This window comes from Geodermatophilus saharensis (genome assembly GCF_900188205.1).
Taxonomy (GTDB): Bacteria; Actinomycetota; Actinomycetes; order Mycobacteriales; family Geodermatophilaceae; genus Geodermatophilus; species Geodermatophilus saharensis.
Window position 1 is genome coordinate 149,564 of record NZ_FZOH01000004.1, and the last position, 19,799, is coordinate 169,362.

Annotated in this window: 24 protein-coding genes; 7 read left to right on the plus strand and 17 right to left on the minus strand. The window is 76.5% G+C overall.

Annotated elements, in window-relative coordinates; genetic code table 11:
- Positions 1-236: 236 nt before the first annotated feature.
- On the plus strand, positions 237-1,667 hold the full coding sequence (locus tag CHC04_RS12080) for a glycosyltransferase family 39 protein (protein WP_089404187.1): 1,431 nt from the start codon (positions 237-239) through the stop codon (positions 1,665-1,667).
- Here the strand turns inward: CHC04_RS12080 and CHC04_RS12085 are convergent.
- The 6 genes from CHC04_RS12085 to CHC04_RS12110 all read right to left on the minus strand — a co-directional run bounded on the left by CHC04_RS12085 (position 1,582) and on the right by CHC04_RS12110 (position 7,773).
- On the minus strand, positions 1,582-2,331 hold the full coding sequence (locus tag CHC04_RS12085) for a glycosyltransferase (protein WP_089404406.1): 750 nt from the start codon (positions 2,329-2,331) through the stop codon (positions 1,582-1,584). The genes CHC04_RS12080 and CHC04_RS12085 overlap by 86 nt on opposite strands.
- On the minus strand, positions 2,328-3,182 hold the full coding sequence (locus CHC04_RS12090; protein ID WP_089404188.1) for an NAD-dependent epimerase/dehydratase family protein: 855 nt from the start codon (positions 3,180-3,182) through the stop codon (positions 2,328-2,330). Before CHC04_RS12090 ends, CHC04_RS12085 begins: the two co-directional genes overlap by 4 nt.
- Entirely contained in the window at positions 3,179-3,970 is a 792-nt protein-coding gene (locus CHC04_RS12095; protein ID WP_245817144.1) for an aldolase/citrate lyase family protein, read from the minus strand. Before CHC04_RS12095 ends, CHC04_RS12090 begins: the two co-directional genes overlap by 4 nt.
- 115 nt (positions 3,971-4,085) lie before the next feature.
- Positions 4,086-5,153: an ABC transporter ATP-binding protein gene (locus CHC04_RS12100; RefSeq protein WP_089404190.1), complete on the minus strand. Its 1,068-nt coding sequence runs from the start codon at positions 5,151-5,153 to the stop codon at positions 4,086-4,088.
- Positions 5,150-6,667 carry an ABC transporter permease gene (locus tag CHC04_RS12105; protein ID WP_089404191.1) on the minus strand — a complete coding sequence of 506 codons (1,518 nt, stop codon included), beginning with the start codon at positions 6,665-6,667 and terminating at the stop codon, positions 5,150-5,152. Before CHC04_RS12105 ends, CHC04_RS12100 begins: the two co-directional genes overlap by 4 nt.
- A gap of 83 nt (positions 6,668-6,750) precedes the next feature.
- Positions 6,751-7,773, minus strand: a complete 1,023-nt coding sequence (locus tag CHC04_RS12110) for an iron ABC transporter substrate-binding protein (protein ID WP_089404192.1) — start codon at positions 7,771-7,773, stop codon at positions 6,751-6,753.
- Between the two features lie 172 nt (positions 7,774-7,945).
- Between CHC04_RS12110 and CHC04_RS12115 the strand changes: the two genes are divergently transcribed.
- From CHC04_RS12115 to CHC04_RS12125, 3 genes are read left to right on the plus strand one after another with little or no spacing between them, the layout of a single operon-like run.
- Positions 7,946-8,995 carry an ATP-binding cassette domain-containing protein gene (locus CHC04_RS12115; protein ID WP_342743497.1) on the plus strand — a complete coding sequence of 350 codons (1,050 nt, stop codon included), beginning with the start codon at positions 7,946-7,948 and terminating at the stop codon, positions 8,993-8,995.
- Positions 8,992-9,840, plus strand: coding sequence for an ABC transporter permease (locus tag CHC04_RS12120; protein ID WP_089404193.1), 849 nt, complete (start codon positions 8,992-8,994; stop codon positions 9,838-9,840). The genes CHC04_RS12115 and CHC04_RS12120 overlap by 4 nt, the downstream gene beginning before the upstream one ends.
- 31 nt (positions 9,841-9,871) lie before the next feature.
- Positions 9,872-10,321, plus strand: coding sequence for a GNAT family N-acetyltransferase (locus CHC04_RS12125; protein ID WP_089404408.1), 450 nt, complete (start codon positions 9,872-9,874; stop codon positions 10,319-10,321).
- 9 nt (positions 10,322-10,330) lie between these two features.
- Here CHC04_RS12125 and CHC04_RS12130 read toward each other — a convergent pair whose 3' ends face one another.
- On the minus strand, positions 10,331-10,834 hold the full coding sequence (locus CHC04_RS12130) for a hypothetical protein (RefSeq protein WP_089404194.1): 504 nt from the start codon (positions 10,832-10,834) through the stop codon (positions 10,331-10,333).
- 57 nt (positions 10,835-10,891) lie between these two features.
- Here CHC04_RS12130 and CHC04_RS12135 point away from each other — a divergent pair, with 57 nt between their 5' ends.
- Positions 10,892-11,320: a MarR family winged helix-turn-helix transcriptional regulator gene (locus CHC04_RS12135; RefSeq protein WP_089404195.1), complete on the plus strand. Its 429-nt coding sequence runs from the start codon at positions 10,892-10,894 to the stop codon at positions 11,318-11,320.
- 9 nt (positions 11,321-11,329) lie between these two features.
- Here CHC04_RS12135 and CHC04_RS12140 read toward each other — a convergent pair whose 3' ends face one another.
- Positions 11,330-11,866, minus strand: coding sequence for a DM13 domain-containing protein (locus CHC04_RS12140; protein WP_089404409.1), 537 nt, complete (start codon positions 11,864-11,866; stop codon positions 11,330-11,332).
- 100 nt (positions 11,867-11,966) lie between these two features.
- Between CHC04_RS12140 and CHC04_RS12145 the strand changes: the two genes are divergently transcribed.
- Complete coding sequence (locus CHC04_RS12145; protein WP_089404410.1) at positions 11,967-12,350, plus strand: PaaI family thioesterase; 384 nt, start codon at positions 11,967-11,969, stop codon at positions 12,348-12,350.
- A 17-nt stretch (positions 12,351-12,367) separates the two neighbouring features.
- Here CHC04_RS12145 and CHC04_RS12150 read toward each other — a convergent pair whose 3' ends face one another.
- Entirely contained in the window at positions 12,368-12,598 is a 231-nt protein-coding gene (locus CHC04_RS12150; protein WP_089404196.1) for a hypothetical protein, read from the minus strand.
- A gap of 156 nt (positions 12,599-12,754) precedes the next feature.
- On the opposite strand from CHC04_RS12150, the gene CHC04_RS12155 reads away from it, so the two are divergent.
- The gene (locus tag CHC04_RS12155; protein ID WP_089404197.1) at positions 12,755-13,036 is read left to right on the plus strand and encodes a DUF427 domain-containing protein; all 282 of its coding nucleotides are present in this window, start codon (positions 12,755-12,757) and stop codon (positions 13,034-13,036) included.
- A 59-nt stretch (positions 13,037-13,095) separates the two neighbouring features.
- Here CHC04_RS12155 and CHC04_RS12160 read toward each other — a convergent pair whose 3' ends face one another.
- The 8 genes from CHC04_RS12160 to CHC04_RS12190 form a co-directional block, all read right to left on the minus strand.
- Entirely contained in the window at positions 13,096-13,521 is a 426-nt protein-coding gene (locus CHC04_RS12160; protein ID WP_089404198.1) for a hypothetical protein, read from the minus strand.
- Between the two features lie 115 nt (positions 13,522-13,636).
- The gene (locus CHC04_RS12165; RefSeq protein WP_217897328.1) at positions 13,637-14,608 is read right to left on the minus strand and encodes a ferritin-like domain-containing protein; all 972 of its coding nucleotides are present in this window, start codon (positions 14,606-14,608) and stop codon (positions 13,637-13,639) included.
- A gap of 144 nt (positions 14,609-14,752) precedes the next feature.
- Positions 14,753-14,896, minus strand: coding sequence for a hypothetical protein (locus CHC04_RS24150; RefSeq protein WP_176449970.1), 144 nt, complete (start codon positions 14,894-14,896; stop codon positions 14,753-14,755).
- A gap of 458 nt (positions 14,897-15,354) precedes the next feature.
- Positions 15,355-15,924, minus strand: coding sequence for a DUF4234 domain-containing protein (locus CHC04_RS12170; protein ID WP_245817145.1), 570 nt, complete (start codon positions 15,922-15,924; stop codon positions 15,355-15,357).
- Positions 15,925-16,144: 220 nt separating this feature from the next.
- Complete coding sequence (locus CHC04_RS12175; RefSeq protein WP_089404200.1) at positions 16,145-16,609, minus strand: NUDIX hydrolase; 465 nt, start codon at positions 16,607-16,609, stop codon at positions 16,145-16,147.
- A 22-nt stretch (positions 16,610-16,631) separates the two neighbouring features.
- The gene (locus CHC04_RS12180) at positions 16,632-17,162 is read right to left on the minus strand and encodes a hypothetical protein (protein ID WP_089404201.1); all 531 of its coding nucleotides are present in this window, start codon (positions 17,160-17,162) and stop codon (positions 16,632-16,634) included.
- A 132-nt stretch (positions 17,163-17,294) separates the two neighbouring features.
- Positions 17,295-17,924, minus strand: coding sequence for an isochorismatase family protein (locus CHC04_RS12185; RefSeq protein WP_089404412.1), 630 nt, complete (start codon positions 17,922-17,924; stop codon positions 17,295-17,297).
- Positions 17,921-19,798 carry a hydantoinase B/oxoprolinase family protein gene (locus CHC04_RS12190; protein ID WP_089404202.1) on the minus strand — a complete coding sequence of 626 codons (1,878 nt, stop codon included), beginning with the start codon at positions 19,796-19,798 and terminating at the stop codon, positions 17,921-17,923. Before CHC04_RS12190 ends, CHC04_RS12185 begins: the two co-directional genes overlap by 4 nt.
- Between the last annotated feature and the right edge of the window lies 1 nt (position 19,799).

Here is a 19,799-nt window from a genome sequence, read left to right on the forward strand (position 1 = left end):
CCGCACATCCACCCGACAGCGCACTCCTCGCGCGTGCAACCGCCGGCGCACCGCCAGCTCGTGGCGGGTGTCGCGCCGCCCCTGCCTGCGGAACCTCGCCGCCACGACCTCCGACGACGGCGGCGGCGCCGGCCCCGGTCCCGCCGTCGGTTCCGAGCCGCCCGAGGACACCCGGACATGTTCCACCGCCCCACCGACACCGACGGGCAGGTGAGGTTCGCCTACCCTTCCTCTCCGTGACCGCGACGGCCGACCGGACGCTCCACGCCCCGGCTGCGCCCGCACCGCCGCGCTGGTCGCCCGTCGAGCTGCTGCCTCCCGCGGTGCTGGGGCTGCTGTGCGCCGTCCTGCTCGCCCCCGGCCACGGGCTGTGGTTCGACGAGGCGTTCACCTACGAGGTGGCCCGCCGGCCGCTGGGCGACATCCTGCGCGCGATCGCCACCGGTGAGGGCGTCACCAGCTACCTCGCCGACGTCCCGCCCTCCTACAACGCGCCCTACTACCTCGTCGTGCACGCGTGGGTGTCGCTGCCGGGGCTGGGTGGCGACACGTCGCTGCGGGTGTTGTCGGTGCTGGCCACCGCCGGCGGCCTGGCGCTGGTCACGCGGGCGGTCACCCGGCTGGCCGGGCGCCCCACGGGCGTGCTGGCCGGGCTGGTGCCCGCCTGCGCGCCGCTGCTGCTCGAGCAGGCCGTGGAGGCCCGCAGCTACGGGCTCGCGGTGCTGGCCACCGGCGGCGCGCTGCTCGGCCTGACCCGCTGGCTGCAGGAGGGCCGTGGCCTGCTGCTGTTCGGCCTGGCCGGCGGCGGCATGGGCCTGGCGCACTGGTACGCCGTCACCGTCCTCGCCGGCTTCGTCGTCGCGGCGCTGCTGCTGCGCGGCCGGGCCGCCACGAGGGTCGCCGTCGTCGGCACGCTGGCCGCCCTGCCGGCCGTCGGCCTGGTCGGGGTCAACCTGCTCAACGGCACCGGCGCGCGCAACGCCGAGCACCTGCGCGACACCGGCGGCACCCTCGCCGACCTCGCCGTCGAGGCCTGGGCCGGCGGCCGCACCCCGCTGCTGTACCTCACCGTCGGACTGGCCGTGGTCGGCGCGCTGCGCGGCGCCGGGGTGCGCGTCGTCGGCGTCTGCTGGCTGCTGGTGCCGCTGCTGCTCCTGCTGGCCGCCGAGACCGTCCGGCCGGTGTACCTGCCCCGCTACCTGCTGGCCGGGCTGATCGGCCTGGGGGTGCTGGCCGCGGCAGGGGTGACCGCGCTGCCCCGGGGCGCCCGCACGCCGGTGGCCGTGGCCCTGCTCGGCCTGTCGCTGGTGGCCAGCGCCCCGCTGGCCGTCCGCGAGCCGCGGGAGCGCTCCGACGACGTCGTCGCCCTGCTGCTGCGCGAGCAGCGCCCCGGCGAGCCGGTGGTCGCCGCCGACCAGCGGGCCGCGATGGGGCTCGACCACTTCGTCCGCACGGAGGGCCCGCGGCTGCGCCCCGACGTCGTCCTCCCGCCCGACGACGCCCCCGCCGGCGCCGACCGCGTCTGGCTGGTCCGGCGGCTGGTCGACGGCGAGCCGGTGCCCACCGACGACGACGCGATCCTCACCGACGCCGGGCTGTCGCTGACCCGGACCTGGGACCTGCCGGCGGTGAAGACCGACCTGGTCGTCCAGCTCTGGGCCCGCTGACCGCCCACGCCAGCGAGCGCAGCGACTGCCGCAGCCGGGCGCGCGCGGTCCACGCCGACTCCCCCACCGGCCGCCGGTCGCGGACCACCGGCACGCTGGTCAGCCGCGTCCCGGCCAGGCCCGCGGCGAGGACGACGCTCGGCGCGCCCCCGCCGAGCACCGCGCCGACGACGGCGTCGCGCACCGCCGGACCCAGGACGAGGAAGGCGCCGGCGTCGGGCGGCAGGCCGGTGAGCGCGGCGGCGACCCGCCGGTGCAGGCCGCCGGTCAGCCGCCGCACCGGCGACTCGTAGCGGCCCCGGCGTCCGGCGAACACCGCACCGACGTCGCCGCGGGCCAGCCGGTCGAGCAGCGCCGGCACGGCCTCGGGCGGGTCCTGCAGGTCGGCGTCGAGGCACACCCACGCGTCGGCGTCCTCGGCCGCCAGCCCGGTGGCCAGCGCCCGGTGCTGGCCGAGGTTGACCGCCAGCGCGGTCACCCCGACGCGGGGGTCGGCCGCCAGCTCCCGCGCCACCGCCAGGCTGCCGTCGGGCGAGGCGTCGACCACCAGCCGCAACCGCCAGTTCCGACCCTCGAGCGCCGCCGCGAGCCGGGCGTGCAGGGGCCGCAGAGTGGCCTCGTTGCCGTACACGGGGACGACGACGGCGACGCGGAGCGAGGTCACGCCGCCCACGTGCGGGCCAGCCCCTCCGCCAGGTCGACCGACGGCGCCCAGCCGAGCAGCGCGCGGGCCGCCCGCGGGTCGCACACCCAGTCGGCGGTGTCCCAGTGCCGGCCCGGGTGGGCGCCCGGCGCGGTCGCGATCGGCCGGCCGGTGACCCGCTCGGCGGTGGCGACCAGCTCCCCGACGTCGGTCTGCACGCCCGTGCCGACGTTGACCACCGCGCCCGGTGGCAGGTCGTCGGCCAGCGCGGCCCGCACGCAGGCGTCGACGACGTCGCCCACCCACACCCAGTCCCGCCGGCTGACCGCGCCCGGCAGCGGCACCGCCGCGCCGGTGCGGGCTGCGGCGAGCACGACCGGCACCAGCCGGGTCGGGTGGTCGCCGGGGCCGTAGACCTGGAAGGCGCGCAGCACCGCGGCGCGCACCCCCCGCTCGGCGGCGGCGGCCTGCAGCAGCAGCGAGCCGGCCGCCTTGGTGGCGCCGAAGAAGCCGCGCGGGCGCAGCGGCGCGTCCTCGGCCAGCGGCGCCGGCCCGGCCGCGTACTCGGTCGACGAGCCCAGCCGCACCACCGCGCGGCACCGGTCGGGCAGGGCGTCGACCAGCCAGGGGCTGGTGTTGACGGCCACGGTCGCGGCCCGCTCGGCGGGGGTCGCCTTCGCCCGCCCGGCGGCGAGGGAGAAGACGACGTCGGGGTCGGCGGCCCGCACCGCCGCCGCGGCGGCGACGGGGTCGGCGAGGTCGACGCCGGCCCGGGTCAGTCCGGTGACCGCCCAGCCGTCGGCCCGCAGCCGCGCCACCAGGTGCCGGCCGACGAAGCCGCCGGCGCCGGTGACCAGGGCCCGCCCGCTCACGCGGGAACGGGCACGGGGGCGCCGGCCTCCTCGACCGCGGCGACGAACGCCTCCCGCCGGCCGGCCGCGGTCAGGGCGTCGGCGGCGGCGAGGTCGGCCAGCGACGCCAGCAGCCGCGGCACCTCGGTGAACGGGTCGCGCCCGGCCATGTCGGCGGTGAACGAGCGGCGCAGGAAGGTGAAGTCGGTGCGCATCCGGACCAGCTCGGCGGCCAGCAGCACCCCCGGCACGGGGAAGCCGCCGCCGGGCAGGGTCAGCCCGCCCACGCCGAAGGGCACCGGGACGGCGGCGCGGACGGCGTCGACCGTGCCGTCGACCAGCGGGCGGAACAGCTCGGTCGAGCGCCGGTCGATGCGCAGGTCGTTGAGCCCGACGTAGACCCGCGACAGCGGCCGCGCGGCCAGCTCGGCGACCCGCTCGACGGCGTCCTGGGTCTCGACCAGGATCCCCAGCCCGCAGCGGCCGGCGACCAGGTCGAGGGTGCGGTCGACCTCCTCGGGCGTGCGCACCATCGGCAGCAGGATCTCGTCGGCACCGGCCGCGACGGCGTCGGCGACCTCGCGCGGCGTCCACGGGCCGGCGGCGTTGACCCGGCACAGCAGCCGGCCGTCGGTGGCCGCGCGCACGCGGACGAGGTCGGCGAGGGTGTCGCCGTTGATCTGGGTGCCCTCGCCGGCCTGCCGCCGGTGCTTCCCGCGGCGCTCCCAGTCGACGACGATGCCGCTCGCGCCGGCGGCGACGACGTCCCGCCCCCAGGCGGCGTCCACGGTGAAGAGGAACAGGTCCACGACGGTGAGCTTAGGCACACCTAACTCGGGCCCGTCACCCAGGGCCCGAGAGGTGCCTTTGTCGCGACATCGGCACCCGGAGACGGGTGCCGATGTCGCGACGAAGGCACCCCTGTCAGGCGGGGGTGGGCTCGGAGGTCCGCGGCACGCCCGGCGCCGTGGCCGGGAAGGGCACCGCGGGGCCGGCGACGACCACGCCGACCTCCGCCCCCTCGGCCGGCAGGTCGCCGCCCTCGGTGCGCGCGCTCACCCGCAGCCCCGAGGCCAGCTCGAGCTCGATGCGGGCGTCGTGGCCGTAGAAGTCGACGCCGCGGACCCGCGCGGGCACCCCTGCCCCGGCCGACAGCCGCAGCTGCTCGGGCCGCAGCAGCACCCGGACCGGCCCGTCGGGGCAGGGCCGCCCGAGCGCCAGCTCGCCCAGCTCGGAGGCGACCCGACCGCCGGTGGCGGCGCCGTCGAGGACCACCGCCTCGCCGACGAACGAGGCGACGTCGAGGTCGCGGGGCTCGCGGTAGAGCGTGCGCGGGTCGGCCAGCTGCGCGAGGGTGCCGCCGCGCACCACGGCCACCTGGTCGGCGGTCGACAGCGCCTCGGCCTGGTCGTGGGTGACCAGGACGGCGGTGGCGCCGGTGGCCCGCAGCGCCTCGGCGACGGCACGGCGGGTGTCCTCCCGCAGCGCGGCGTCGAGGGAGGAGAACGGCTCGTCGAGCAGCACCAGCGAGGGCTCGGGCGCCAGCGCGCGGGCCAGCGCGACCCGCTGCTGCTGGCCGCCGGAGAGCTGGTGCGGCGCGCGGTCGGCGAGGGCGGCGTCGAGGCCGACGAGGGCCAGCAGCCCGGCGATCCGCGTGCGGTCGCGGCGCAGCCGGCGGGGCAGCCCGAAGGCCACGTTGCCGGCCACGCTCAGGTGCGGGAACAGCCCGCCCTCCTGCGGCACGTAGCCGATGCCGCGGGACCGGGCGGGGACGCCGCGGCCGGCGCCGGCCACCACCCGGCCGCCGAGCTCCACGCTCCCGGCGTCGGGGTCGTCGAACCCGGCGACGATCCGCAGCAGCGTCGTCTTGCCGCAGCCGGAGGGGCCCAGCAGCGCGGTGGTCGTCCCGGCCGGGACGTGCAGGTCCACCCCGGTGAGCACGGGGGTGCGGCCGTAGGACTTCGCCAGGCCGGTGACGGTCAGCGCGCTCATGGGGTCAGACCTCGTCGGGCATCGCGGGGAAGGGCGTCTCGGGAGAGCAGCACCGTGGCCGGTGCCGAGAGCAGCACCATGACGACGGCGTAGGGCGCCGCGGCACCGAACTCGAGGGCGCTGCTCGCCGACCAGAACGCCGTGGCGAGCGTCTCGGTGCCCGTGGGGGCCAGCAGCAGCGTGGCGGTGAGCTCGGTGACCACCGCGAGGAACACCAGCGCCGCGCCGGCGCCGATGCCGGGGGCCAGCAGCGGGAGGGTCACCCGCCACAGCCGGGCCGGCGCGGAGACGCCGAGGGAGGCGGCGACGTCGTCGTGCACCGGCGGGGACTGCTCGACCGCGGCGCGCACCGTGACGATCGCGCGGGGCAGGAAGAGGATCGCGTAGGCCGCCAGCAGCACCGGCACCGTCTGGTACAGCGCCGGCAGCACCCGGATGCTCACCGCCACCAGCGCCAGGGCGACGACGATCGCCGGCACCGCGCTGCCCAGGTAGGTGGTGCGCTCCAGCAGGGTGGCCACCGGCCCGCGGCGGCGCACGGCCAGCCACCCGGTGGGCAGCGCGAGCACGGTGGTGACGGCGGCGGCCGCGGCGGCCAGCGCCAGCGTCGTCCCGGTGGTGGTGGCCAGCGCCGCCCAGTCGACCCGCGCGGAGGTGCCGGTGCGGAACCACGACACCAGCGCGGCGAGCGGCACGAGCAGGGACAGCGCCACCACCGCGGCGAGGGCCAGCAGCGCCGGGCCGGTGAGCGTGCCGAGCCGGACGGGCCGCAGCTGCCGGGCGGCGCCGGCCCCGGTGCGGGCGTAGCCGCGGGTGCCGCGCAGCCGGATCTCGGCCAGCAGCAGCACCAGGCACAGCAGGACGAGGACCCCGGCGAGCATGGTGGCGGCCGGGCCGTTGAAGGTGGCGCGGTACTGGTCGTAGACGGCGGTGGTGAAGGTCGGGTAGCGGAGCATGGCCAGCGCGCCGAACTCGGCGAGCACGTGCAGGGCGACCAGCAGCGTCCCGCCGAGCACGGCCACCCGCAGCTGCGGCAGCTGCACCCGCCGGAACACCCCCCAGGTCGACAGGCCCAGGCCCCGGGCGGTCTCCTCCAGCGCGGGGTCGAGCCCCCGGAAGGCGGCGACGGCGGGCAGGTAGACGAACGGCGCGTAGGCCAGCGACACGACCAGCAGGGCACCGCCGTAGGTGTCCAGGCCGGGCAGCAGCGAGATCCACGCCGAGCTGCTCACGAACGCCGGCAGGGCCAGCGGCGCGACCAGCAGCACGTGCCAGGCGCGGCGGCCGGGCAGCGCGGTGCGCTCGACCAGCCAGGCCGCGCCGACGCCGAGCACCGCGGTGACGGCGACCGTGCCCGCGACCAGCCGGACGGTGTTGCCCAGCAGCTCGGCGACCCGCGGCCGGAACACGAGCTCGGCCACCCCGCTCCAGCCGACCTCGGCGACGGCGACCGCGATGTGCACCAGCGGCAGCAGCGCGAGCGCGGCGACGGCCGCGGCGAGGGCCACCGTCACCGGCGCGCGCCGGGCCCGGGACGCGCGGCGACCTCGCGACACCGCTGCGGCGGCTGTCGCGGGGCCGGGTCCGGCGGCGAGGCTCAGAGCAGCCCCACCTCCTGCATGAGCTCGGTGACCCGCTCCTGGTCGAGGGAGGCGGGGTCGACCGCGGGGGCGCCCAGGGTGTCCAGCGGCGGCAGCGCCTCGGCGGAGGGCACCCCGACGCCGACGGCGTACTCGAGGGCGGTGCTCTCGGCCAGCCGCGCCTGCGCCTCGGGCGAGGTCAGGTAGGCGACCAGCCGCTGGGCGTCGTCCTGCTGGTCGGAGGAGGCGAGGACGGCGGCGCCGGAGGTGCTCAGGAAGGCGCCGGGGTCGCCGCTGCCGAAGAAGTGCAGCCGGGCGTCGTCGCCCTTGAGGCCGCCCTCGGCCTGGTCGCGGTACCAGTAGTAGTGGTACATGACGCCGGCGTCGATCTCGCCCTCGTCGGCGGCGACCATGACGGCGGTGTTGCTCTGGTAGACGGCGGCGTTGCGCTCGAGACCCTCGAGCCAGGCGCGGGTGGCCTCCTCGCCGCGCAGCGCCAGCACGGCGGCCACGATCGCCTGGAAGTCCGCGCCACCGGCGGCGATGCCGATGCGGCCCTCCCAGGCCGGGTCGGCCAGGTCGAGGATCGACGCCGGCAGCTGGTCCTCCGCCAGCGCCGTGGGGTCGTAGACGAGCACGGTGGAGCGGGCGGCGAAGCCGGTCCAGGTGCCCGAGGACGGCCGGAACTGCTCGCCGACCTGGTCGAGGGTCTGCTGCTCCAGCGGCGCGAGCAGCCCCTCGCGGTCGAGCACGGCGATCGACGGGCTGTTCTCGGTGAGGAAGACGTCGGCGGGCGAGGCCTCGCCCTCCTGCACGATCTGGTTGGCCAGCTCCGCGTCGTTGCCGTCGCGGAACTCCACCTCGATGCCGGTCTCGTCGGTGAACCCCTCGAGCATGGTGCGCACCAGGCTCTCGTGCTGGGCGCTGTACACGGTGAGCGTGTCGGTGTCGGCAGCCCCGGCGTTGCCGCAGGCGGCCAGCGCCCCGGAGAGGCAGACGGCGGTCAGCGCGGCAGCGGTCGCCCGTCCGGGCCTGGTCACGGGTCCTCCAAGAGACGTGGGACGGCGGGTGTCGTCAGCCGCCCAGGGTAGGCACACCTAAGCAGACGCGCCGGGGGTGCGGGACCGATGAGTTCCCGACCGGCCCCGCGTCCTCCTGTCAGACCCGTGCGGGACCGTGCGGGCACCGACACGGGAGCGGGAGGTGGGGCACGTGACGGCGTACGTCGGCGACACGGTGCCGGCCGGGGACCAGGCAGCGGGAGGCGGGGACGTCCCGGCGATCGAGGCCACGGGGCTGGTCAAGCGGTTCGGCGCGACGACGGCGGTGGCCGGTGTCGACCTGTGCATCCCGCAGGGCGGCGTGCACGGCTTCCTCGGGCCCAACGGCGCGGGCAAGACCACCACCATCCGGATGCTGGCCACCCTCGTCCCGCCCGACGGCGGGCGGGCGCGGGTCTTCGGCCACGACGTCGTCACCGACGCCGACGCCGTCCGCGCGCGGGTGAGCCTCACCGGCCAGTTCGCCTCCCTCGACGAGGACCTCACCGGCGCGGAGAACCTGCTGCTGCTGGCCCGGTTGCTCGGCTACTCCCGGGCCGCGGCGCGCCAGCGCACCGACCAGCTGCTGAGCGCCTTCGGCCTCACCGAGGCGGCCGGCAAGCAGGTCAAGCAGTACTCCGGGGGCATGCGGCGGCGGGTCGACATCGCCGCGAGCATCGTCGTCCGGCCCGACCTGGTCTTCCTCGACGAGCCGACCACCGGCCTCGACCCGCGCAGCCGCAACCAGGTGTGGGACGTCGTCCGCGCGCTGGTCCGCGGCGGGACGACGGTGCTGCTCACCACCCAGTACCTCGACGAGGCCGACCAGCTCGCCGACCGCATCTCGGTCATCGACGCCGGCCGGGTCATCGCCGAGGGCAGCCCGGGGCAGCTGAAGGCGTCGGTGGGCTCGGGCACGCTGCACGTGCGGGTGCTCGACCCGGCCCGCCGCGGCACCGCGCGCGAGCTGCTCGAGCGGGTGCTGGGCGTGCCGGTGGCCGAGGACGGCGACCCGGCGGCGCTGACCGCCCGCGTGCCCGAGGCGGGGCCGGCGGCGCGGGCGCTCACCGCGCTGGAGGGCGCCGGCATCGAGCTCGCCCAGTTCGCGCTCGGCCAGCCGAGCCTCGACGAGGTCTTCCTCGCCCTGACCGGCCGGCCCGCCGAGGACGCCGGCCCGCCCGCCCCCGCTCCGCCCGCCCCCGACCCGGAGGACCGACGATGACCGCCCTCGACAGCGCCCCTCCCCCGCTCGCCGCGCCCGACACCGCAGCGGTGCTGGCCGCGCTCGGCTCCGGGGAGCGCCCCCGGCCGCAGGGCCCGCTCGCGGCCTCGGCCACCTTCGGCTGGCGCACGCTGCTGCGGATCAAGCACGTGCCCGAGCAGCTGTTCGACGTCACGGTCTTCCCGGTGATGCTGACGCTGATCTTCACGTACCTCTTCGGCGGCGCCCTGGCCGGCTCGGTCGAGGCCTACGTGCAGTTCTTCCTGCCCGGGATCCTCGTGCAGAGCATCCTCATGATCACGATGTACACCGGCGTCGCCCTCAACACCGACATCGGGAAGGGCGTCTTCGACCGCATCCGCTCGCTGCCGGTGTGGCGGCCCTCGGCGCTGGTCGGCGCACTGCTGGGCGACGTCGTGCGCTTCACCCTCGCCTCGGTCGTCGTCCTCGGCCTGGGCATGGCGCTGGGGCTGCGTCCCGGCGGCGGGGTCGTCGGCCTGCTGGCCGCGGTCGGGCTGCTGCTGGTCTTCGCCTTCGCCCTCGGCTGGGTCTGGACGTACCTGGCGCTGCGGCTGCGCACCCCGCAGGCGGTCATGGGCTGGTCGATGATGGTGCTGATGCCGCTGACGTTCGGCAGCAACATCTTCGTCGACCCCGCCACGATGCCCGGCTGGCTGCGGTCCGTCGTCGAGGTCAACCCGGTCAGCCACCTGGTCAGCGCGGTGCGCGGCCTGGTGCACGGCGGTGTCGACGGCGCCGACGTCGGGTGGGTGCTGCTGTGGGCCGCGGCGCTGGTCGCCGTCCTCGGCCCGCTGACGATGCGCCGCTACCGCGCCCGCGCCTGAGCTCCCCGCGGCGGTGCGCTACAACGGGCCGGTGGCCCCACTCCTGCGCACCGCCCGCTTCGCCGAGCTCACCCCGTTCGAGGTCTACGGGCTGTGCCGGCTGCGGGTCGACGTCTTCGTCGTCGAGCAGCAGTGCCCCTACCCCGAGCTCGACGGCCGCGACGTCGAGCCGGGCACCTGGCACCTGTGGGTTCCCGACGACGGCGAGGAGGACGGCGCGGTGCTGGCCACCCTCCGGGTGCTCGACGACGGCGCCACCCGCGCCATCGGCCGGGTGGCCACCGCCGCCGGCGCCCGCGGGCGTGGACTGGCGGCGCGGCTGGTGCGGGCCGGGATCGACCTGTCCGAGGGGCTCCCCGTGACGATGGGCGCGCAGGCACACCTCGAGGAGTGGTACGGGCGGTTCGGCTTCCGCGTCAGCGGCCCGGGCTACGTCGAGGACGGCATCCCGCACGTGCCGATGCGCCGCGAACCGGCCTGAGGACGGCGCTCAGGCCGGGCGCCGGCGGCGCACCCGGCCGAACGGCTTGACCACCGACAGCACGAGCGTGGTCACGAGCACTCCCGAGGCGGCCGCGGAGTCGCGCACCAGCGCCCACCGCTCCCCCGACCCGAGAGGCCCGGGCGCGAGCGCGGCGCCGGCCGCCGCATCCAGCGACGGGGTGAGCACCACCAGCGCCAGCACGGTCCCGGCCGTGGTGAGCACCAGCTTGAGCGCCACCCACCAGTGCCGCAGCAGCCCCCACGGCGTCAGCAGGCCGAGCAGCACCCCGCTGGTCAGCGAGACGAGCGCGAGCGGGACCAGCAGCACCGACCCGAGCAGCGCCGCGGCGGGGTAGACCGTCGGCGGGTCGGCGCCGGTGGCACCGGCGAGGTCGAGGGTCAGGACGGCGGCGTCGGCACCGAGCAGGCCGACCGACGAGCCGACGTGGACCACCACCAGCGCCCTGCGCCAGTGGGGCGGGAGCCGCAGCGACCGGGTCGTGCCTGCCATGCCAAGACGATAGACGTCTAACCATTCGACGTCTAACGGTCCGGCTAGGCTCGCCAGGTGCCCGAGCCCCGCGAGGAACCCGTCGGCCTGGCGGTCACCCGGATCTCGCGCACCCTGGCCCGGGCCTTCGACGAGGCGCTCGCCGCGGCCGGCGGGTCGACGTCGACGTGGCTGGTCCTGCTGGCCGCCAAGGGCGGCGGCCACCGGACGCAGGCCGAGCTCGCCGCGGTGGTCGGCGTGCGCGGTCCCACGCTCACCCACCACCTCGACGGCATGGAGCGCGCCGGGCTGGTCACCCGGGAGCGCGCCCCCGGCGACCGCCGGGGCCAGCGGGTCTCGCTCACCGCGGCCGGCGAGGAGCTCTTCCTCGGGCTGCGCGAGGCCGCCGTCGCCTTCGACCGGCGGCTGCGCCGGGGCGTGACCGACGACGAGGTCGCCGAGCTGCGCCGGGTGCTCGCGGCGCTGGCCGCGAACGTCGCCGACTGAGCGGCCGGCTCAGGGAGCCGCCGCCGGGACGAGGTCGGCGGCACCGAAGGCGGCGTCGAAGCGGTCGCACCAGATGACGACGCTGACGTAGCCGGTCGCGTCGAAGCCCTCCGGGACGACGTAGTTCTGGTCCCCGACGTTGCCCTTGAGCGGCCCGAGGTCGACGAACTCGTCGTCGAAGCCCGCCTCCTCGCCCGTGGCGGCGTTCTGCGAGAGGTAGACGAACAGCGCCGGCCCGTTGGTCGTCTCGAAGCCCTCCAGCCGGACGACGGTCGACCCGTCGGGCAGCCGGACCACCCGCGCGGTGCCGATCGTCTCGTGCTCGAGCGAGACGAAGGTGCCGGTGGCCAGGTCGACCGGGTCGGTCGGCAGCGCGCTCCCGATCCTGCCGGTCGAGTCGGCCGCCCCGGCCGCCGCCGAGGGCAGGGCCTCGTCGACCCGGCTGTCGTAGAACAGCCGCTGCGGCTGGAACCACACCAGGGTGACCACCCCGAGCACCACCGCGGCGACCGCCGCTCCCAGCCAGACCCAGGTCCTCCGTCGCATCGACACGGCGGCGGACCATAGCCGCGCCCCGCGGATCCGTGGGGTGTCGCGCACGCGGGGGCCGGGCGTGACCGGCGGGCTGACGGGTACCGGCCCGGGCATGGCGGACGACGGGGACGTGGGCGGCTTCGCCGGAGGGCTCGGCGCGCGGCTGGCCGGCAGCGACGAGGGCGCGGCCACGCTGGCGTTCGAGGTGCGCGACGAGCACCTCAACCCGGCGGGGACGCTGCACGGCGGCGTCGTCGCGACGCTCGTCGACACGGCGATGGGCCAGGCGGTGCGCACCACCACCGACGACGGCGAGGTTCCCGCGACCAGCCAGCTGACGGTGACCTACCTGCGGCCCGGAAAGCCCGGCCGGCTCGAGGTGCGCGGCCGGGTGCGCACCCGCGGGGAGCACCTCACCATCTGCGAGGCCGACGTCGAGCAGGACGGCAGGGCCGTGGCGCACGCCGTGGCCACCTTCGCCCTCCTCGACCGCTGACCTCGGCGCCGGCGGGGTCAGGTGCCGGCCGGCGGCGCGCCCTCCTCGACGACGACGGTGGTGGTGGGGCCGCTCGCGCCGTCGTCGTCCTCGTCGGCGCTGCACTGGCTGACCAGCAGGATGAAGGCGAAGACGAGCACGATGAGGCCGAGGAAGGTGCCCAGCAGCACCGCGCGGCCGCGCTTGGGACGGGGCTGCATGCCCCGGCGCGGGTCCTGCGGGTCGGGCGGACGGGCGGCCTGGGACATCGGTCGCGCTCCTCGTCGTCGGGGACGGGCCGGACCGGCGGCGGGGCCACCGGAGGCGACGCGGTCGGCGCGTCTCCCGGTCACATGCCCAGCCCACCGGCTCGTACGCGTGGCGCACGCCACCCGCACCGGTGTCCGCCGGGGGACGATCGGGACATGACCACAGCGACCTGGAACGGGACCGTCATCGCCGAGTCCGACGACATCGTCACCGTGGAGGGCAACGCGTACTTCCCGCGCGAGTCCGTGCGGGACGACGTGCTGCGCCCCTCCTCCACGCACACCACCTGCCCGTGGAAGGGCCGGGCGTCGTACTACACGCTCGAGGTCGACGGCCGGGTCAACCCCGACGCCGCGTGGTTCTACCCCCAGCCCAAGGACGCCGCGAAGGAGATCACCGGCCGGGTCGCCTTCTGGCGCGGCGTCGAGGTCAGCTGACGCCCCTCCGCAGGGGCCCGCCACGAGCCTGCGAGTGGTGGGGGGCGGAGGGTCCTTCGTCAGACCCCGGGGCGGTCCCCGGCGAGCGCCCGGGCGTCCGCGGCGTCCTGCGCGTCCAGGACGCCCGCGCGCTCCTGGCCGTCGATGACGCGGTGGTACGCCGTCCAGGCCTCGGCCGGGGCGACGTCGAGCGCGGCGGCGATCTCCTCCCAGCCGGCCCCGCCGCGCAGCGCGGCCCGGAAGCCGACGAGCTGGCTGTCGTGGGCCTTGCGGGCGACGACCTCGCCGAGGGCGAGCAGCTCCAGGGACTCGGCGACGTCGAGGGAGGTGGAGTCGTCGAGCAGCGAGCTCCAGGAGTCGTCGTCGCTCCCGGTCGCCCGGGCGCGGGGGGTGGTCCCGGAGTCCCGCCGGCTCAGGAAGTCCAGGCGGGTGACGGCGGTCTGGAGCGAGAACTCCTGCTCCAGGGCCTCGGGTGTGATCTGCATGCCGTCACGATCCCCGACCGCCGCGGCGGGTCAAACCCGCTGCGACCGGGATCTCCCCGAACGGCGGACGGCCCGCACCCGGGGTGGGTGCGGGCCGTCCGGAGAGCGGCGGACGTCAGTTCTCGACGCCCACGGCCTCCTTGGCGACCGCGGCGAGGGCGACCTGGGCGGCGCTGATGACGCTCGCCCGGTTCTTGTGGGTCTCCTCGTAGCGGATGAGCACGCGGATGTCGTGCGGCTCGCGCAGGGCCTTGGCGGCCTTCGCGGCGTCGGAGGTCGACAGCGAGTCGTAGCCCTTGACCGGCAGCTCGTCGGCGGAGACGTCGCCGAGCTCCTCGCGGGCGGCCTTCGCGGCGTCGGCGGCGGTGCGGTTGCCCTCACGACGGGCGATCCGCTCGGCCCGGCGCAGCGTGGCGGCGCGGCCGACGGTCAGCGTCTCGCGGACGGCGTCGGTGAGGGTGGAGGCACGGCCGGCCACCTGGCCGAGCTCGTCCCCCACGCGCTGACGGCGCTGCTGCGCGGTGTCGAGGGCCTCGTTCACCCGGTTGGCGACGAAGCGGTACGGGGCGTTGGCGGCCCGCGCGGCGACGCCGGCGACCTGCTGGAACGGGGTGGCCTGCAGCGCGGCGGGGCCGCCCAGGGCCTCCTCGGCCAGCACGACGGTCAGCCACTCGATGGTGGCCTCGTGGGCGCGGATGAGCCCCTCGGCCAGGCGCTCGACCTTGGCCAGCCCGGCCGCCTGGCCGAGCACCTTGAGGTAGGTGGCGCGGTCGTGCAGCTGGTGCTCGAGGGAGAGGTCCTGCAGCAGGGCCTCCTCGATGGGCTCGGCCTGCTCGAAGGTGGCCTTGAGGACGGCCGACAGCCGGCCCACGACGGGGGTGACGACGTCGGGGACGCCCCCGAGCTCGCGCAGCTCGGCGGTGATGAGCCGGGTGCGCTCGGCGGCGTTGTCGGCGTTCTGGGTGAGCTCGCGGCGCACGGCGTCGGTGCGGGCCTGGGTCACCCGGGTGCGGGCGATCTGCTCCTCGGTCTGGGAGAGCAGGACCAGAGCGCGGAGCTGGTTGACGATCTTGGCGTGGTCGGTCACGACGGGGAACTCCAGCGATCGGGGATGACCTGACGTCTCGGTCATGCCCCGCACCCCGCGCCTGCTAACTCCTGCAAGCGGATTGCTAGCGGTGAGGTGCGTCACGCCGCGCCGGCCCGTCCTCCGGGCCGGCGCGGCGACGGTTCAGCGGGCGGGGGCGGCCGGCGGCACCGGCGGACGGCGGCGCGTCTGCAGCCGCAGCACCGGCTGGGTCAGCTGCGACAGCGCGGCGCAGCGGCGGCACACCGGGCCGGGGTGGGTCTCGGCGGCGCAGGTGTCACAGGGCACGCGGGTCTCCTCGTACGCGCGAGTCCGTCCGGACCCGGGGAGTGAGGACCCTGCCACCCGGGGCGGCGTCGCCGCGGCGCGTGGGGCGGGTGGGACGACTCGTCAGCGATCCGTCACCTGGCCGCGGGCGCGGGCGTCCAGCGGGGGCGCCGTCGCACGACCGCGGTGGCGACCGGGCGGGACACGGGGGCGCAGGTGCAGGCCTGGCCGGCGGAGGGGGACGAGGAGCACATCGGACCTCCCGGGGACGGTGGCCGCCGAGGGTGGCAGCCGCCGCCGCACCGTGGGGGTGTCGGCACGCTCCGGAGTGCAGATGTCACCCGATCGACCCGCGCCGTTCCCCCGTCCGGCGCTCCCGGGGGCGACTCGTCGCGCGCCGCACGTCGACCTGCTGCCGCCTCGGGGCCAGGGAGACAGCAGCAGGTCGACACGGAGCGGCGATCAGGAACCGCCGCGGGTCAGGCGGCGCCGAGGGACCGCCAGTAGGCGTTGAGCGCGCCGTTGGTCTTCACGAACCAGACGATCGGGCCGACGAGGATGACGACGCCGGGCAGGTACCACAGCCCCGTGGCGCCGCTGACCGGCGTGGCCCGGCCCGCGCGCTCGTAGAGGGCGCCGACCTCGCTGCTGGTGACGAACGGCGAGACGAACCCGAGGAACAGGGCGATCACGAGGGCCAGGCCGCCGCCGAGGCCGTTGCCGGTGTGCCGCTTCATCTCCTCGTGGACCGAGTAGTACCAGACGAGGGAGTAGATCCCGAAGGTCACGATCGTCAGCAGGATCGCCACACCCGTGCCGCGCACCCGGCCGATGGGGCCGGAGGGCGGGAAGGAGGCCCCGGCCGGGACCGGTGGCATCGGCTGCCCGGTCCAGCCCGCGCCCTGGCCGTAGGGCGCCTGGCCGTAGGGCGCCTGGCCGTAGGGCGCCTGGCCGTAGGGCGCCTGGCCGTAGGGCGCCTGGCCGTAGTGCGGGTACGGCGCGGCGCCGGGCTGCTGGGCGGACGCGCCCGGGTACGGAGAGGTGGTCATCGGTCCCCCGCTTCGACTGGGCCGGCGGGCGGTCCGCCGGCGCGCAGGAAGCTAGGCCCGGCCGCCCCGTTCCGGTGTCACGTGACGCCTGACACGGACACAGGAGTTCCCGGGAGGCCCGGCCGCCCCACCCGTGTGCCCTCCGCGAGTGGTCGCCCGCCGTGGTGACCGGGACCGGGTGACCACGCCGGACGACCGGTCGACGGCGGCGGGCGCGGGATCAGCCGGCGAGCAGCTCCGCCAGCCGGTCGAGGTAGGGCACCTGCCCCTTCACGAGCTTGGCGCGGGCCTCGTCGAGGCCGAACCAGGCCGCACGGTCGACCTCGGGGAAGTGCTGCACCCGTCCCGACCGCGGCGGCCACTCCAGCGGGAAGGTGCCGCTCACGATCGCCGCGGCGTCCAGGTCGCCCTCGCCGGCCCACACGGTGAGCACCTTGGCGCCCGCCCGCAGCTCCCCCAGCGGCGTCAGGGACGTCGCCGGCACGGGGCTGCCCAGTTCCTCCGCGAACTCGCGCCGGGCGGCCGCGAGCGCGTCCTCCGAGTCGTCGTGCTCGCCCTTGGGGATCGACCAGGCGCCGTCGTCCTTCCGGGCCCAGAACGGCCCGCCCATGTGGCCGAGCAGCACCTCCGGGGCGCCGCCGGGGCCGCGCCGGTACAGCAGGATCCCCGCGCTCCGTCTCGGCACCCGGCCACCCTCGCACGGCGGCTCAGCCGCAGTCGCCGCCCTGGTGGCCGTGCCCGTGGCCGTTGCCGCGCCCCGGCTTGTCCCGGCAGGGATCGGCGGGCGGCTCCGGTGCCGGGGGCTGGACCGGCGGCGGCGCGGGCGCCGGGGTCGTCGCCACCGGCGCCGGAGCCGGGGGGACCTCGGCCGGCGACGGCGCGACCGCCTCCACCGGCGCCGGAGACGGCGGCACCGGAGACGGCGGCACCGACGACGGCGCGGCCGGCGGCGTCACCGCGGTCGGGCCGGCCGACGGCGAGGGCGCGGGCCGGGCCACCGGAGGCGCGTCGACGGGGTCCCCGCCCCGGACCGCCGGGGCGACCAGCGCCGCCAGCCCCGCGACCGCCAGCACCAGGGCGAGCGCACCGGCGACCACCCAGCGGCGGCGCAGCGCGGAGCGGGCGGCGTGACGCGAGCGGCTGGGCAGCACGTCGGTGTCGCCGATGTCCAGCGCGTCGTCGAGGGCGTCCAGGGCGTCGATGGTGTCGAGAGACGAACGGAGGCGGCCGGTGTGCATCCGGGCGAACCTACGCACGCGGCGGCGCGGAGCCCGGTCCGCGACCCGCCCCGTCGTCCCCCGTGTCACTCCTGTCCCGGCGGGTGCCGGGACGGCGCCTCCCGAGGGGGGACACCCGGGAGGCGCCGTCGTCTAGCCGGGGCGCTGCAGGTGGGGCAGCGCCTCGGCGAGGTCCACGACGTCGGCGTACTTCGCGTCGAGGTCGGCGAGGTTGTTCTCGTGCAGGGCGGGGCTGCGGTCGGCGCAGGCCTGGCGGACCACCTGGGGGCGGAACCCGGAGTTGAGCGCGTCCATCGCGGTGGCCCGGACGCAGCCGGAGGTGGAGACACCGGCGACCACGACGGTGTCCACGCCGAGGCCGGTGAGGGTCGGCGCGAGCGTGGTCCCGAAGAACGCCGAGGCGTACTGCTTGACCACCACCGGCTCGCCGGGACCGGGCTCGAGCGTGAGCTCGCCCCACTCCCCCGGCGCGTCCTCGGCGAAGGCGGCCAGCGCCGGCACCTTCCGCACGAACAGCCCGCCGTCGGCCAGGCCCCGGGCGTAGCGCACCGCCGTCCACACCACCGGGTGCCCGCCGGCGCGGGCGGCGTCGACCAGCGCCCCGGCGGCCTCGACCGCCGGGCCCGGGTCGGGCAGGGCGAACGGCCCGCCCGGCTCGGTGTAGGCCCGGCACAGGTCGACGACGACCACCGCCGGGCGGGCGCCCCAGCCCAGCCGCCCGGAGAACGCCGTCCCGTGCGGGCCGGGCCCGGCAACGCTCATCCGGCCGCCCACACCGGGCGCTTCGGGGCCGGCAGCCCGGTCTCCTCCTCGCAGCGGGCGAGCAGCTCCTCGATCGGCGGTCCCATGTCGAACACCGGCAGCTCGGCCGGCCGGTCGGCGCGCATCGTGTCGCGCAGGGTCTCGGTGGCCTCGGCGTCGACCTCGCCGTCCTCGGTGACGCAGACGCCGTAGCGCTCGGCGCCCCGGGCCGTGACCAGCCCGCGGCGGACCTCCCGCGCCACCAGCTCGGGGTCGCGCTGCAGCGGGTCGCCCCACCCGCCGCCGCCCCAGGTGACGAAGTGCAGGACGTCGCCGGGCCGCACCGGCACGCCGTGGCACTTGCTCGGCAGCACCTCCCGGGTGCCGTCGGCCCGGTCGATCCACTTGCGGCCGCGCGCGCCGGGCTCGCCGCCGTTGACGCCCCACGGGTAGGTGAGCCAGCGGTCGTCGTGGATGGCGATCTCGCCGGGCTCCTCGAACACGTAGGCGACGTCGACGCCGTTGCCGCCGCGGTGCAGCCCGGCGCCGCCGGTGTCGGGGACGGTCTGCCAGGTCTCGATCCGCAGCGGGTAGTAGGACTCGAGGTACTCGCAGGGGATGTTGACGAAGCTCGGCCACAGCGAGTGCCCGTCGGGCCCGTCGCCGAGCGGCCGGCCGGGGATGCCGCCGAAGCCGATCGAGTACAGCTGGAACCACTCGCCCTTGCGCTCCCCCGACGAGTAGTGGCCGGAGTACATGAAGTGCGGCGAGGAGGAGAAGCCGGCCGCGTTGAGCAGCGCCGGGTTGGTCTGCCCCAGCAGCCCGCCGAACAGGTCGAACACCCGCCCGATGCCGTGGTTGCGGCCGTTGAGCGCCGCCGGGTGCTTGGGCTTCCAGTACGAGCCGTCCGGGATGGTCACGTCGATCAGCGGGTAGAAGCCGTCGTTCCACAGGATCTGCGGGTCGGCGACGGTGATCATGTAGATCCCGAAGAACATCCGGGTCAGGTTCTCGTTGATGTAGTAGTTGATCGGCCCGGCCGCCTGCGGCGAGGAGCCGGTGAAGTCCAGGTGCACCTTCTCGCCGGTGCGGGTCAGCGACAGCTTCAGCTCGTAGGGGCCGTTGCCGACGCCGTCGTCGCAGATGTAGTCGGTGAAGGAGAGCGTGCGGCCCTCCTCGAACACCATCTGCAACAGCACCTTCATGGCGTCGTGGTTGCGCTGCAGCAGCGCGTCGAGCGCCGACAGGTAGGTGGCCGTGCCGAACCGCTGGCACATCTCCACCACCCGCCGCGCGGCGGTGCGGCACGCGGCGACCAGGCCGTTGAGGTCGGCTCGGTTCCAGTCGGGCATCCGGACCTGGTTGAGGATGATCCGCAGCGCGTCGTCGTTGAGCACGCCCCTGCGGTAGAGCTTGAAGGGCGGGATCACCACGCCCTCCTCGTAGATGGTCCGGGCGTCGGTGGGCATCGACGACGGCGTCTTGCCGCCCACGTCGGACATGTGCCCGAACATCGACGCCCAGCCCACGACCCGGCCCTCGTGGAACACCGGCATGACCAGCAGCCAGTCGTTGGCGTGGCTGATCGCCGCGCCGCAGGCGTAGGGGTCGCTGGTGAGCAGGACGTCGCCCTCCTCGACGGTGTCGTCGAAGCCGTCGAGGAAGTCGGGGATGGACAGGCCGAACTGGCCGACGACCATCTTCCCGCTCGGGTCCCCGATCAGCGGGAACTCGTCGTGCTGCTCGCGGATGCCGGGCGAGAGCGCGGTGCGGAAGAGCACCTCGTCCATCTCGTAGCGGGCGTTGCGCAGCCCGTTCTCGATCAGGTCGAGGGTGACCGGGTCGACGTCGACCCGCTCCACCTCGCCGGTGGCGGTCTCGATGATCCGGGCCACG